Source organism: Paenibacillus wulumuqiensis (assembly GCF_000971965.1).
Lineage (GTDB): Bacteria > Bacillota > Bacilli > Paenibacillales > Paenibacillaceae > Saccharibacillus > Saccharibacillus wulumuqiensis.
The window spans coordinates 251,827-266,269 of sequence record NZ_LAQP01000001.1 but is presented as its reverse complement, the minus strand read 5'-3'; the positions used below and the strand labels follow the sequence as shown (position 1 = coordinate 266,269).

Annotated in this window: 10 protein-coding genes and 2 pseudogenes; 1 reads left to right on the top strand and 11 read right to left on the bottom strand. The window is 50.4% G+C overall.

The window, feature by feature from the left end:
• Positions 1-14: 14 nt before the first annotated feature.
• From cntA to WH45_RS09340, 7 genes and pseudogenes are all read right to left on the bottom strand, one after another.
• Positions 15-1,628: a staphylopine-dependent metal ABC transporter substrate-binding lipoprotein gene (gene cntA / locus WH45_RS09370; RefSeq protein ID WP_046214108.1), complete on the bottom strand. Its 1,614-nt coding sequence runs from the start codon at positions 1,626-1,628 to the stop codon at positions 15-17.
• Positions 1,629-1,641: 13 nt separating this feature from the next.
• Positions 1,642-2,940, bottom strand: coding sequence for an opine metallophore biosynthesis dehydrogenase (locus WH45_RS09365; protein ID WP_046214107.1), 1,299 nt, complete (start codon positions 2,938-2,940; stop codon positions 1,642-1,644).
• Positions 2,937-3,740: a methyltransferase domain-containing protein gene (locus WH45_RS09360; protein WP_046214106.1), complete on the bottom strand. Its 804-nt coding sequence runs from the start codon at positions 3,738-3,740 to the stop codon at positions 2,937-2,939. Before WH45_RS09360 ends, WH45_RS09365 begins: the two co-directional genes overlap by 4 nt.
• Before the next feature lie 78 nt (positions 3,741-3,818).
• Positions 3,819-4,658 carry a histidine racemase CntK family protein gene (locus WH45_RS09355; protein ID WP_046214105.1) on the bottom strand — a complete coding sequence of 280 codons (840 nt, stop codon included), beginning with the start codon at positions 4,656-4,658 and terminating at the stop codon, positions 3,819-3,821.
• Between the two features lie 267 nt (positions 4,659-4,925).
• Complete coding sequence (locus WH45_RS09350) at positions 4,926-5,705, bottom strand: AraC family transcriptional regulator (RefSeq protein WP_046214104.1); 780 nt, start codon at positions 5,703-5,705, stop codon at positions 4,926-4,928.
• A gap of 24 nt (positions 5,706-5,729) precedes the next feature.
• Positions 5,730-6,332 carry a LysE family translocator gene (locus tag WH45_RS09345; protein ID WP_235338327.1) on the bottom strand — a complete coding sequence of 201 codons (603 nt, stop codon included), beginning with the start codon at positions 6,330-6,332 and terminating at the stop codon, positions 5,730-5,732.
• 590 nt (positions 6,333-6,922) lie between these two features.
• Positions 6,923-7,321, bottom strand: a pseudogene (locus WH45_RS09340) (aldo/keto reductase); the annotation flags it as partial.
• Here WH45_RS09340 and WH45_RS23890 point away from each other — a divergent pair.
• Positions 7,319-7,507, top strand: a pseudogene (locus WH45_RS23890) (cupin domain-containing protein); the annotation flags it as partial. The pseudogenes WH45_RS09340 and WH45_RS23890 sit on opposite strands and share 3 nt — an antisense overlap.
• 198 nt (positions 7,508-7,705) lie before the next feature.
• Here the strand turns inward: WH45_RS23890 and WH45_RS09330 are convergent.
• From WH45_RS09330 to WH45_RS09315, 4 genes are all read right to left on the bottom strand, one after another.
• Positions 7,706-8,311 (bottom strand): pentapeptide repeat-containing protein, encoded by a 606-nt coding sequence (locus WH45_RS09330; protein WP_046214103.1) that lies wholly within the window; start codon positions 8,309-8,311, stop codon positions 7,706-7,708.
• Positions 8,312-8,666: 355 nt separating this feature from the next.
• Positions 8,667-10,736, bottom strand: coding sequence for a subtype B tannase (locus WH45_RS09325; protein ID WP_200897672.1), 2,070 nt, complete (start codon positions 10,734-10,736; stop codon positions 8,667-8,669).
• Positions 10,737-10,808: 72 nt separating this feature from the next.
• Entirely contained in the window at positions 10,809-12,683 is a 1,875-nt protein-coding gene (locus WH45_RS09320; RefSeq protein ID WP_324292928.1) for an ABC transporter ATP-binding protein, read from the bottom strand.
• Positions 12,670-14,409: an ABC transporter ATP-binding protein gene (locus WH45_RS09315; protein ID WP_046214102.1), complete on the bottom strand. Its 1,740-nt coding sequence runs from the start codon at positions 14,407-14,409 to the stop codon at positions 12,670-12,672. The genes WH45_RS09320 and WH45_RS09315 overlap by 14 nt, the downstream gene beginning before the upstream one ends.
• Between the last annotated feature and the right edge of the window lie 34 nt (positions 14,410-14,443).

The following is a 14,443-nucleotide window of genomic DNA, read 5'->3' as shown; positions in this document are numbered from 1 at the left end:
TATTCTCTTGCCTATTATTGAAAGCTCATCGACTCAAACGGCAGCTCATACTGAGTCTGCTTGAATGAAATATTCTGCAGATTGCTCGGCGCGACGACCGTAATGTTACCGTTCGTTACCGGGATAAACACCGCTTCATCATGAACGATATTCAGAATATCCGCATAGAGCGATTTGCGCTTCGCTTCATCCAAGGATGTCATCACCTGATCAATTTTGCTGTACAGCTCTTTGGCCTGCGGAATTCCCTGGGTCGTATGCAAATAGGCACTGCCGGAAGTGAAGCCGGCTATGGTGCTCTGCGGGTCATAGGCCAGCCCCCAGGTCTGGTTGAATAATAGATCATATTCGCCGGTCGCTCTGCGGTTCGCGATAGAGGCGGACTCTTCTCCGGTCAGCTTCAGCTGCATCCCTACCGTGGCTGCCGCACTCTGGATCAGCTCGGCCTGAATTTTCTGGGAAGAGGAATTGCTGTCATAATAGAGTGTCATGGTCAGCGGAGTTCCGTTCTTGCTGCGTATACCGCTGGCCGGGTCCATTTTCCAGCCTGCGCTTTCCAGCAGTGTTCCGGCTTTAGTCAGATCATAGCTTCGCTGGGTCAGCGGAATATCGGCATAATTGACATTGCTGGAAAAAAGGGTGTTCGCAGCCGTCTCGGTACCGCCCATAATATCACGGCTGATCGTCTTCCGGTCCACCGCATGCCAGAGCGCTTCACGCACAGCCTTTCCGCTGACCGGACTGCCGGAGCGGCTGCTGTTGACGACGATCATCTTGGTATTCATCGATTCGCTGCGTACGATCCGGTAATCGCCGGAAGCTTCCAGCTGCTTCATCGCTTCGACATCCATGCTGTCGGCTCCCCGGTCATCGGTAAAGGCAAAGTTCACTTCGCCTTTTTGCAGAGCCAGGAATGTCGTCTCACCTGCAGGCAGCACTTTAGCGGTGATTTTACGAATCGCAGGGGTACCGTTCCAGTAGCTGGTATTAGCTTCGAATGTCGCGGATTGCTCCGGTTCATGGGCAGTCAGCACATAGGGACCTGTGCCATGATAGCCGCTCACTCCGTTCATGGTCTCCCCATTTTTGAAATCCTTTGGTGAAAGGAAGACGTACGGACGAGTCATGGACAATTCGGATAGTGTCGGATAATACGGTTCGGATAGTGTCAGCTGAACGGTGTATTCATCGATCACCTTACAGTCCGTGATTTTAGTAGATAATTTGATCCAGGCATGCTTTTCCTTGTTATGCTGGACAGCGTCGATATTTTGCTTGACCGCTTCCGCGTTAAAAGGCTCGCCATCATGGAACTTTACATCCTCACGCAGATGGAAGGTATACACTTTGCCGTCTTTGGAAATATCCCAGGAGGAAGCGAGCAGCGGCTTGATTCCTTCGCTCGTATTTTCCACGAGCGATTCGTATACTATCCCCTGCGCTGGCATCGATCCGGCATACAGATGCGGATTCATATCGTTGATGTCTTTGGCTGTGGCATAGATCAGTTCATTGTTATGTGCAGATGCAGTAGTATTCGCTGCGGATTGTCCTGCCGGGGAGCAGGCAGATAGTACGGTTGCTGCCATCAGCATGAGCAGCAGCAGTAATGGTATTTGTTTTGGCATTTGTATTCTCTCCTTAGTGGACCGGCTGAATAGCGCCGCAGATCCTGGTTAGATCTTCATGAAAATCCTGTACGGTAAATGCTCTCGATAAAGGGCCTCCCGGATGATTGCGTGCATATTCCCGGATAGTGGATTCGTATCGGTGGACAAACTCATCGATCACCGGACAGGGCGTTCCGGTATGATGGGAGATACCCTGAATGATCTTGATACGGTAATAGTCTTCCTGCGGCATGCGCGGAATATCCCGCTGACCCTCCTGATTGGTAAATACTTTGCGAAAAGGCACCGCGGAAAAATCGAAATATCTGCCACTGCTGTCCGACTCGGAAAAAGGATCGATCAGCAGCGAAGCATAGCGGACATACAGCAGGTATTCCTGATGAATGGGAGGGAGATGATTGAAGTTCTCGATATCCTCTCGTCCCAGACTGGCCGGCAATACCGGATAGTTATCATCGGTCATGAATTTCAATAGATTGATGCCTGTAATATTCAGCTGCTTCAGAATCGCCGTAATCTCTTGCCACTGGGCGAGCATACTTCGGATCAGCTGCTGGGTGATTGGGCCTTCGGGATACAGCTTGTAGACATATCTCGGAATGGGGTCTTCACCGAATACCGCTTCCAGAGCCACCTCGTTCATGAACAGCGGTGGATGCACGTACAGAGAGATGTTTCGTGTCTCCGCTTCCAGTGGGGAATCCATCAGCTGCAGCTGTACGCCCAATCGGGTATACATGTCCTGCAGACTGTCGAGACGAGCCGACGGCTTCTGCACCGATCCTGCACAAAGTTTCTTTTTGACTGCAGTAGTTAATACAGTATGGGAAGGTTCCTGATGTGCCCAACGTGTATCCCCGTGATAGGTGGAGAAGCTGATCACCTCGGCCCGGGGGTTGAACTCTTTTATGTAGTGGTGAACCAGATTCCCCGAGCCGAATGTTGGCGAGATGAGCACAATGCACTGGACATTATGCAGCACTTCCTTGGCGATCTGCTTCAGTACAGTTGTATAGGCATCAGTAGTTACCGCGAGTAGGAGTGTATCCCACTGTCCGGTAATGTGTTCATAGCCGCTGAATACCTCATCGACCCGGCACTCGCCTGCCATGCTGTGATGCTGCTCGTTCTGAATTCCAACACGGATCTGTCGGTCGCTCTGCTCCAGGGAAGCAAAGAATTTTTGCGAACGCGATGATCTTCTGCCCGCTATCCCGATCCTGCTGTTCCACTGCTGTTTCAGCATGACAGCCAGCTGAACCGATACCGGACCAGTGCCCAGAATCAGCACATTGCCCCACTCTTTCATCGGATGTTCTCCTTTCGGTACAGTGCAATATCGAATACCTGATCCGGCCGCAGGATCTTGCCCGCCTGCTGCCATTTTCGGGAGTCGGTCTCCTGAGATGGAAAGTTGAACAGTGACTTCAGTCCATCCCCGTACCTCATTGCGACAATGACCTCTTTACCTGTTAAAGGATATAATCGATCCATAATATCGTATTTCTGCTCAACGGTAGAACTGAAAATGATATGAGTCGCCGTCCCTGTAAATTCCAGCTCTTCTACCGGATTAGACAGCAGCCGGATATTCAGTCCCTGACCCAGCTGGTCCACAATCGCTCTACCCAGCTGTACCGATTCTTCATCAATATCGATGCCGACTACTTCGGCTCCGGTTCGTCTGGCAATCAGCAGCGGAGTCATTGGAAATGAACCCGATCCGACCATCAGCACTCTGGATGCGGAAGTGACCTGGAATCCGCTAAACTCCTGCTCGATACAGGACTCGATATTCCGAAAATAATCGGTAATCCCGCTGCTGCCATCCAGCAGCTTCAGCGCACGATACTTTTCCATAATCGCCACACACCGGGCAGATATTTGCCGCAGATCGTCGGCGATCAGAGACAATTCATCACTTCTCTCCTCTTGTAATTGTTCCCATATCACATGGTTAGACGGATTGATAACAAAGCGGGAATACTCATCAATCAACTGCTGCAATTCCAGATGATGTGCCATCGTCTGGTCATACTGCGCGGCCGCTCTGTGAAAATACTCTCGGTAATCATTTAATTCATCCTGAAAAGTTAACAATTTCTCCATTCGGATCACTCCAATCACACTGTTATGTGGTGTTAATCTGTCTAATCATTTATTTTCTGCTTGTCACTTTTCCCTGCGTTAGGCATGGATAAAAGCTCTGCCTTCAGCAACAATGCCAACAGCCCCTTCGATCTCTACTTTACCGAGACCACGCTGTCCATACTCGGCGGCAACATGGATGACCCCACCCGGCTGACGTATATCCGCAGTGATGCTCCTCCGGTTCGTCCACGCCAGATACGCTCCCATCGAAGCCGTTCCCGAGCCGCAGCCTCTCTCCCAGACGAGACTGTCCATCAACGGTACATAAATGAGCGGCGCCATCTCGCCGGATTCCGCATCATAGAGCAGAATGCCGATCATGCTCACCGGTTCGTCGGCACCGATCTTGATGGCGATCCTCTCGGCTTCTTCTCGAATCGTACGGCTGAACTGCTTCACTTCCATCACCAGATGAATAGCATCCTGGTAGCGCAGCTCTATGGCATCCCAGTCCTGCTTATTATCACGCAGCGTACGGCGGCGAATCTGTTCGGGTACGGGCATAGCAATTCTGCAATAATAGCCACCCTCTACCAGCCGTACCTGGCAGTCGATCAGCTCATCCGTCCCGGACGTCTCCAGTCTGATCCTGACCGCATCATCGCCCCGGCTCATCCCACTCTCTGCTGCCAGCAGCGCTGCAAGTGCCATACAGGCATTACCGCAAAATTCACCTCCGGCCATCCGCAGGTGAGCCGCAGCCTCCGGATACATTACCGGTTCACCGACAAAGCCTACCTGCTCGGCATGCACACTGTCATACGACATCAGCCGGGCAGCGATAGGCAGATGCTCTTCCACCGGATGCTTTGTACGCACGAGAACCGTCATATTCTGCGTAGGACTGCATTTCACAAAATCCACTTCCTGCTTCATGTCTCATCTCCTCCGACCCGATGATTGAAGAAACACAATGACCATTACGCTTTAATAATAGTAATGATTACGATTATCATCGATAAGCATATAATACGACTGTAAATACTGTCAACATTTGTTTTTTATCCAAATAAAAAAGACTGCCTCATTCAGCAATCTTTTACATAAACCTATTCGATTAAAAGCCCCTAATTCTTTACCTGTCCCTATAATCAAAGCTTTCCGGAGCGCATGTCCTCAGTAGCACCGTAACTTTGACAGTGACTACCCCAGGTGCAAAAGATACTCATACGCAGTCGTCCCATATACACTCTTGAAATGCTTGTTCAAATGCGTCAAATCCACAAATCCGCACTCTGCGACAGCCGAGTAGATATCACGGTTCTTCTCGATCAGCCGCTTGGCCCGCTCAATTTTGCAGTTCAGAAAATACTGGTACGGCGAGATCCCCGTATGCATTTTGAAAAAACGGATAAACTGGAATTTGGACAATCCCAGCTCTCCGCAGATCTCCTCCAGCCGCAGTACCGTCTCCAGGTTATCGTGGATCATATGCTTGGCTGCCCGAAGCATACCGTTGTCCGCCTTATAGCGGGGAGCAGCAAGATTCGTCTCCGCCAATCCATCTGTCAGCGATACGAGCAGTTCACTGCACAGGGCTTCATCTTTTTCATTTAATATGGCATGCCCGAGCGCCACGATCCGCTGCTTGAGTCGGTGATCGTATACAATCGGTGTGTCGAACTGGAGGATTTCCTTTTTCTCCATTACTTCGAGCAGCAGAGGCGGATCGATATACAGCATCACATAATCCAGTCCGTTCCGATCATGCGCCATGCCATCATGAGCCTGCTCGGGATTGAACAGCATGACCCCGTTTTGGTGAGACAGTTGGAGACTTCCGTCCATCGTAAAATGCTGGATTCCCCGCAGAGTGACACCCATCGCATATTCCTGATGGGAGTGCCTTTTGTAAGTGAAATCGGTAATGCTCGCCGATAACGCCGTGATGCCAGCCGATTGTCTGTAAATAAATTTCTCCACGCTACTCACCTCTCCCGCAGTGAATTATACCCATAACATAATGGCAGCATAGACCAGGAAAAGGGTCATAACCAGATTGGCTGCCCGCTGATACCGCTGCAAAAACTGTTTAAAAATTGTACCAAACATCACCCATGTTGCATAGGCAAGAAAACCGATACAGGTGATGCCCAGTACACCGGCTATTAGTCCTGTAATAGCCGGATGGTAAGGCATAATAAACGTCGGAATGACGGTCATCGTAAACAGGACTACTTTGGGATTGACGAACTGGGTTACAAAACCGGAGCGAAATGTTCCCATACCGCCTGGTGTACCCGGTTCAGATGATTTGGACTTGCGCGAGATCTGGTAAGCCAGATACAGCATATACAGACTGCCGACAATCTGCATCCCGACCAGGATTTTCGGTAAAATGACAGCCAGCGTACTGCTCAGCAGCGCCGATGCGGTCAGCAGCAATCCGAATGCCAGTGTGGCACCGTACGTGTAACGAAGCGCCCGTGCGGTTCCTTCCTTTTGCGCAATGGAGAGAATGATAATGTTGCTCGGTCCGGGCGTGAAAGTGACGATAAAGCAGTAGAATAAAAAGGACAGGATACTGATGGGAAAAACCCCTTTCTTCATGTTAGCGGTGTTTTTACATCAATATACCTGTCCTGGCGGAAAGGCTATAGTATATTATTGCAGATGTGTGGATGGAATTGGGGAGCAAAAGTATGGTGAATGCATTATTTTTGGGCAACCTTCTTGGATAGGGATAATATTGAGGTGATTTATAAAAGTTTCTGTTGTTTATTTGTGGGGGATGGTTTAGTTTTCTTTTTTATTATTGGTGCTGTTCACTTTGGATTTTGCTGGTAGTGACTAGGTACATTTTGTTTTATTATTGTGAATTTTTCATATATTGAAATAATATTATTAGTAAGAAAATAAGCGCTATTTATCATTATCAATTTATTTATTCAAAAATCTTCTCTTCCTTCGTTGCTTTTATTCATAAAATCCACTATTTTATCGGTATTTGACGTAAAAAAGGAGCAAATAGTGTATTTGCTCCCGAAAATGACATTTTATCTTATAAAATCTATCGAATACGCTTATATTTGTTCATTTGTATAATATTTAATCGTGTATTTTGACATTTGCCAGTTTTTTTACCATTTCTGGATCATGGTGCGAAAAGAAGCTGGTCCCCGCATTTTTTATTCGGATTTCTAGTTGGCGCCTACGACTGGATGCGGTACATAAGGCTCCTCAAGGAAAGCCACATCCTCCGTTGTCAGTTTCACATCCAGTGCCCGGACAGCATCTTCCAGATGAGCGTTTTTGGTCGCTCCGATGATCGGTGCGCTTACCGGGCTTTTTTGCAGAATCCATGCCGTGGCAATCTGGGCACGGGAGACGCCGTAACGACTGGCCAGCTGAGCAACACGCTCGATAATTACACGGTCTGTGTCCATGGTGGAATCGTACTTGGATTTCTGAATCTGATCGGTCTCCGAGCGCAGGGTAGACTGATCCAGATCGCATGTCAGTTGGCCGGAAGCCAGCGGGCTGTATGGAATCACACCGATTCCTTCCGCGTGGCACAGCGGCAGCATCTCCCGTTCTTCTACCAGGAAGAAGGCAACGACGCCCAATTGATCAAAACCGGCGATGTGATCAATATCCCACCAAACGTAAAACACTGGCACGGCGCCACCGCTGACAGCTGGTTCGTCCACCTGGCGATTACCCCCGGCCAGACCGAATGGCTCGAACCGGTTAATGATGAATGGTACAACCAATTATCCGTATGATAAAAGGTAGACTTGGCCATATATAGACTGAAAAAGTGCCGCTTGATGCACGTAAAAACAGGCTGATGTGTTTACGCGCATCAGGCTGTTTGTGTTAACGCTAATTTTCGATAGGATCAACACAGTCATTCATCCATTACTTTTTTAATTATTGAATTTTAGTCTGGCAGTGAATGAAGGTGAATGAAGCATGAGCGTTTAGTCCACCTTGGCTCCATATGACCGCATAAACAGTACAGCCTGCTCCCGATCCATCCGCGCCCCCTGTACATTAATCGACTTCAGATCAATGCCTTCCAGAACCGCACCACGCAGATCCGCTCCCTGCAGCTTGGTCCCGGCCAGACTCGCACCGGTCATATCACAATCACGCATATCCGCCTTGGCCAGATCTGTATTGGAAAAGTCGGTCTCATAAAAACGGATACCTCTCAGGTCCTGCCGCCCCAGCTTGATATGACTCAGATTCGTGTATGCCCAGTCTCCGCCGTTCAGGGTAATGCCGTCCATCTGTGCGCCGGCAAAGTCCGAGCCCGTCATTTTGCACATGCTGAATTTGGCAGCGAACAGATTGGCTCCATCGAACCGGCAGTTCTCAAAAGCCGATTCCGTATGTATCGACCCGTTCAACGTCACGCCGCGGAAATCGCATTCGATAAACCGGCAGTGGCTTGTATCAATCTCATCCATTGCCGTGTTCATAAAGGTACAGTTCTGGAACACACAGCGTACAATCTCCCCATACCGCAGATCCTGCCCGTCGAATCGTATTGATTCATATTTCTGGTCACTATATTGATACATATTGCCCCTCCTGTGTCTTCTCCTGCTGCCTATACTGCATGATCATTTCCCGTTCACCGTTCACGGGTGTATTGGATGGTATCCTGAACTCAGTACATTCGCGTTTCTATAATACCATACAGGTGTCAATCCCCTGCATAAGACCTGGGCAAAGTCAATCTTATTTTCCTGCAGTGTCTGCTGTATAACGCCTGTTTGCTGTACACAATTGGACTAAGCAAGAGCAAATACAAAACAGAACATACAAATGACACAAGTAAAACAGAATTGAAGACAAAAAACGAGCCACACAGACTGGGATGCACTGTTTGGCTCATTTACGATTGCAAAATCACTCTAATTCATTTATTTCTTCTTATTTCGTCTCCTCCTGGTAAGCAGAAGCCGTATCCAGGTTGAGCGTACCGCTGGCAGCATTCCAGGTTACGTTGAAATTCATGGCTTTGGCCAGATCACGGACTTTGAAATAGGAATTGCCATTGATACTATATCCGCTGATCGATACCGGCTTGCCATCCAGATACACTTTAGTCGTTACTGGAACTGCAGCAGCCGAACTGGCGAGTGTGGATCTACTGTATCTGCCGGCATACGGCTGATTGGAAGTCAGCTTAATCTCACTGGCATCGGCACTGATTGTTACATTTATTGCTTTGGCAGTGCCGGACAGGATACTTGCCATATTTTCCAGCGAAAAATAGTTGCTGCCCTTGATGTTATAGCCATTGGTAACCGCCTTTTGACCATTAACTGTGACCGAAATATCGGCAGCCCCCGCGGATACAGACGCAGTATCGGCACCTGCTGGAGCTTTGGCATCTGTGTCAGAATAGGTATCCTCACCTGGAGGTGTACCCGGCATACCGGTATTGCCACCGGCTGTGCTGGTGCTTGCATCGGAAGCCGCACCGGAATTCACCGCTGAACCGCCGGTAAGATCGGCCATCCAGGTGAACAGTTCCTGTAGATCGTAGTCACCGCTATGAGGTACGTCCCATGGCAGAGAAAAGTCTACCGTATAACCTTTATTTTGCAGCGCTGTCGCCAGAATCGCCGGGATGGCATTGGCTGTATCGCTATCTTTGGTACCAAAACGGATTCTCCAGTTTTGCGTAGTGTCAGTGCCTTCCGTACCGATATAGTTCATCGGATTCATCATTTTGATGATGCTGGCATCTGCCATCGTGCTGCCTGCTGACGTACTGTGCTGCTGGGCATACTCGGTAAAGTGCTGGGTATCCGTTGTCGCTGTACCGAACAGCTGATTCTCACCGGTACTCAGATCCAACGCATCAAAGGCGCCCGGTGTCTTCATCCGGCCCAGATACTGTACGTACCCGTTATAATTTATATCGGTCACTTTGCCGTCGGCTATTGTAATCCAGTCTTTACCGGACAGATCGGTTCCGCTGTCGAGTGCTTTCTGGGCAGAGGCGATCACCAGCGATTTGAGATAATCGCGGAATGTGCCTTCCCCCTTTTCATCCAGTGTCAGTGCATTGCCATCCTCATCTTTGAGATTCAGGCTGTTCACATAATCCGGGAACATGGCGCTCAGTTCGTCAGAGACCTGTTCCTGATCAGCACTCAGCGTGCCTTTTACCGTTTTGCGCTGGATATGGTAATCCGTATCGGTGGATATTTCCAGCTTGCTGTAGTCATTAATGCCGCTGAATTCCCATTCGTATGCTGCATTGGCATTATCCAGATTGGTGATCGGTGTATAGGCAGATACCGCGAAGATATCATCACGCTCATCCGCTGCACCGATCGCTTCCAGATATGGCTCATAGTCTGCATTATTCCCGGTTGCACCGAGCAGTGCGGACAGGGCACCTCCTGCACTGGTACCATTGGAGATGATTTTCTCGGCATCCCCCGGCATGATCTTGTCATTATGACGCAGATAGCGTACGGCAGCCTTGAGATCGACGATGGCTGCAGGCGCTTTGCCTGTATAGGTGCCATTCTCGTCCTGGGTCGTACGGCCGCGCGCTCCCGGAGACGCAACCACATATCCTTTGGACAGAGCCAGCAGTGCCGCATTATTGCCGCCGCCCATACCCTGTCCCGGGCTGCCCGGTTCTGCTGGCATATAGCCGCCGATCGAGTTCGGGAAGAAGATTGGCGCGGTATCTGTGGAATAGCTGCCGATCTTCTCGTCCTTGTAATACTGTTCAGGAATGTAGATGTTCATCACTTCATATTTGGTATCTATGGGATTGGCGACATAGACCACATTCTCATAGGCACGGAAAGTAATCGATTGTCCGTTGACTGTCATTGTTTTCTCGGTATATTTGGCTGTACTGAAGTCCAGACTGTATTGACCGGTAGTTGTATCCGCTGCTGCAGACACGGAAGTGAAAGGCATAATCAGCATAGAAGACACCAGAAGAGAGGCAAACCATTTTTGAGCTTTCATGTATTATCTCCTTTTTCTGTGAATGTATTGTATGGATTGAATATACCAGAAGATTGTGGCACAAAAATGGCATTATGATACATCGGATTGCATGGATTTGCGGAACTGGCTCTCATACAGATCATGATAGACGCCCTGCAGGGACAACAGCTGTTCATGACTTCCCTGCTCTGCAATCTGTCCCTTCTGAATGACCAAAATACGGTCCGCATCCCGAATCGTACTGAGCCGGTGGGCAATGACAAAGCTGGTCCGCCCCTGCATCAGCCTCTTCATGCCCTGCTGAATATGCATCTCGGTGCGGGTATCCACACTGCTGGTCGCTTCATCCAGAATCAGAATGGCCGGATTGGCGAGAATAGCGCGGGCAATCGTCAGCAGCTGCCGCTGACCATGGCTCAGATTGCTGCCCTCTGCACTCAGCACCGTGTCCAGGCCATGCGGCAGTCTGGCGATAAATCCATCTGCGCTGGCTAGCCGGGCAGCCTCTTCCACTTCCTTATCGGTCGCATCCAGACGTCCAAAGCGGATATTTTCCCGGATCGTGCCCGAGAATACATGAGCATCCTGCAGCACCATACCGATCTGGCTGCGGAGTGCATTTTTGTCGAGTTTACGAATATTGTGATCATCAATGGAAATGGTACCTGACTGAATCTCATAGAACCGGGTCAGCAGATTGATGATCGTCGTCTTGCCTGCGCCGGTGGGACCAACCAGGGCGATCTTCTCTCCCGGCTGCGCTGTAAATGTTACTCCGCTCAGATTGAGCGAGTCCGGTTGATAACCAAAAGAGACATTATCAAAGACTACTTTCCCCTGTACATGATCCAGCCGTTCACCAGTGCTCTCCGGATATTCCGATGCTTCATCCATAATCTCGAATACACGCTCGGCTCCGGCGATGGCAGATTGGATCATATTGTACTGATCCGCGAGTTCGGCAATCGGCCGGCCGAACTGTTTGGAATAATTGAGGAAGCTGACAATGATGCCGACAGTCGCCATACCGTGAAAGGCCATCCAGCCGCCGATACCGGCGATCAGTGCATAATCCAGATTGCTGATCATATTCATCGTCGGTCCCACCAGCCCGGATGTTATTTGTGCCTTGATCCCGACCCGGTTCAGATTGTTACTGATTCCTCGGAAGCGTTCGGTCTCGGTCTTTTCCCTGCCATACTGCTTGATGACCTTCTGACCGCCGATGGATTCCTCGATAAATCCGTTTAATTCACCGAGATGCTGCTGCTGGTTTTTGAAATAAGTGCGGCTGAGTCCGGCGATCCGGCGCGTGGCGAGCAGCACCAGTGGAACGGTCAGCATGGCGACCAGCGTCAGCGGAATATTAAGCATGATCATAATGATCAGTGAACCGCTCAGCGTGATCAAACTGTTGAGCAGCTGGGTAACGCTCTGATTGAGCGTATTGGATACATTATCGATATCATTGGTCGCCCGGCTCATCAGCTCCCCGGTCGCATGGGTATCGAAGAACCCTACGGGCAGCTCCTGATAACGGCTGAACAAATCCCGCCGCAGTTCGGATACAGTCTGCTGCGATACACCTGTCATCACATAGGCCTGTACCCAGGATACGATGCTGCCCAGCAAATACAGACCGAGCAGGAGCAGACTCAGCCGCACCAGCATGTCCCAGTCACCCGGGATGATCGCCATATCAATGACTTTGCCGAGCAAATACGGTCCGATCAGGGAGACGATGGCACTTAGCACGGTGAACAGATAGACCGTAATCAGTCCTTTGCGCTGACGGTTCAGATAGGTCCACAACCGTCTCAGGGTAGCTGTACGATTCTTGGCCCGAATTTTGGGCATCGTCCCCCGTCCTGATCCCGGACCCATACCGGGACCCCGCATTCCTGTGTTCATACTGCCGGGCTGACCGGGCAAGCCTATCGGAGGCCGAGAATTAGGACTGGACATAGGATACCTCCTCTTCGCCCAGCTGGGACTGCCGAATATCCCGGTAAATGCCGCTGCTGTGCATCAGCTCCGCATGGGTACCCTGAGCGGCGATCCGGCCATTATCCAGAATTACAATATGATCCGCATCGATAATCGAAGACACCCGCTGGGCGATTAATATATTCGTACTGCCGCGCAGCTGCTGCTTGAGCAGCTGGCGGATTCGTGATTCGGTCACTGCGTCGAGTGCGCTCGTGCTGTCATCCATGATCAGGATTTTCGGCTGGATTAACAGCGCTCTGGCGATGGACAGCCGCTGCTTCTGGCCGCCGGACAGATTAATCCCGCGCTGTCCGAGCAGCGTATCGTATCCATCAGGCAGACTGGCGATAAAGTCATGCGCTTCCGCCATTCGAGCTGCCCGCTCTACTTCTTCCTCTGTCGCATCCGGCCGGCCATAGCGGATATTATCGCGGATCGTACCGCTGAACAGAATACTCTGCTGCATCACGAGACCGATCCGGCTGCGCAGCTGATCCATCGGAATGCTGCGAATATCCGTACCATCAATCGTAATCCTGCCGGAAGTCACTTCATATAATCTGGGAATCAGATTGACCAGCGTCGACTTGCCGGCACCGGTTGCACCGAGAATGGCTACCGTCTCGCCCGGTCTGGCGGTAAAGTGAATATCCTCCAGCACCGGATTCACCTCTCCCTGATCATAGGCAAAGGAAACATCATGGAATTCGATCTGTCCATTACGAATCGTGCCGCGAGTATCAGCCGCTTCATCTGTAATCTCGCTGCGGGTATCCAGCACTTGATTGATCCGGTCAGCGGACACCTTGGCCCGGGATACCATCGTCAGTCTGCTGCTCAGCATGAGCATCGACATGAGCAGCTGGGTCACATAATTGATAAAGGCGATCAGTTCGCCGACCGGAAGCGCCCCTTTCCAGCTCTGCATGCCGCCAAACCAAAGCACCGCGACAATACTGACGTTGAGGATCAGCATCATCAGCGGCATATTCAGTGCCAGCAGACGTACCGCCCGGATAGCTGTATCCGTATATTCCCGGTTCGCCCGGTCAAAACGCTGCTGTTCATACCCGGCCCGTACAAAGGCTTTGATTACCCGAATACCTGACAGATTCTCCTGCAGCACGGTATTGACGCTATCCAGCCTGTTCTGCATTTTCGTAAATAAAGGAAAAGAAAGTCGAATGAGTACATACAGGATCACGAACAATACAGGTACGGATACCAGCAGGATCAGCGTCAGCGCCGGACTGATCCGGATCGCCATAATGAGACTGCCGATCAGCAGCAGCGGTGAACGAATCGTCCGCAGCACCAGCTGCACGAAGTTCTGCAGCTGCACCACATCATTGGTCAGCCGTGTGATCAGCGAGCCGGTCTGGAGCTGATCCAGATTACGGTTGGAAAAGGTCTGGATATGCTCAAACAGCGTAATCCGCAGATCATTACCAAAATTCTGTGAAGCCATACTCGAAAATATCGTGCATCCCACTCCACCCAGCAGTCCGATGAGAGCCACACCGAGCATCATCAGCCCGGTCGATATAATATGTGTGAGATCGTTCTTCATCAACCCTTCATCCACGATGCTCGCCATCAGGGTCGGCTGGAGCAGATCCATACTCACCTCCAGTACCATGAGCAAGGGAGCAAGAATACACCAGCGCCAATAAGGCTTCAGCAGTCTTCTAAGCTGCCACATAGGCGTTCACCTCCCTTGCCTCCCCTATGATCCA

What these genes read in the sequence shown, in the direction of transcription:
- WH45_RS09355 (WP_046214105.1), bottom strand. Translation starts at nt 4,658, where the DNA reads ATGAAGCAGGAAGTGGATTTTGTGAAATGCAGTCCTACGCAGAATATG.
- WH45_RS09330 (WP_046214103.1), bottom strand. Translation starts at nt 8,311, where the DNA reads ATGTATCAATATAGTGACCAGAAATATGAATCAATACGATTCGACGGG.
- WH45_RS09315 (WP_046214102.1), bottom strand. Translation starts at nt 14,409, where the DNA reads ATGTGGCAGCTTAGAAGACTGCTGAAGCCTTATTGGCGCTGGTGTATT.
- WH45_RS09360 (WP_046214106.1), bottom strand. Translation starts at nt 3,740, where the DNA reads ATGGAGAAATTGTTAACTTTTCAGGATGAATTAAATGATTACCGAGAG.
- WH45_RS09320 (WP_324292928.1), bottom strand. Translation starts at nt 12,683, where the DNA reads ATGTCCAGTCCTAATTCTCGGCCTCCGATAGGCTTGCCCGGTCAGCCC.
- cntA (WP_046214108.1), bottom strand. Translation starts at nt 1,628, where the DNA reads ATGCCAAAACAAATACCATTACTGCTGCTGCTCATGCTGATGGCAGCA.
- WH45_RS09325 (WP_200897672.1), bottom strand. Translation starts at nt 10,736, where the DNA reads ATGAAAGCTCAAAAATGGTTTGCCTCTCTTCTGGTGTCTTCTATGCTG.
- WH45_RS09345 (WP_235338327.1), bottom strand. Translation starts at nt 6,332, where the DNA reads ATGAAGAAAGGGGTTTTTCCCATCAGTATCCTGTCCTTTTTATTCTAC.
- WH45_RS09365 (WP_046214107.1), bottom strand. Translation starts at nt 2,940, where the DNA reads ATGAAAGAGTGGGGCAATGTGCTGATTCTGGGCACTGGTCCGGTATCG.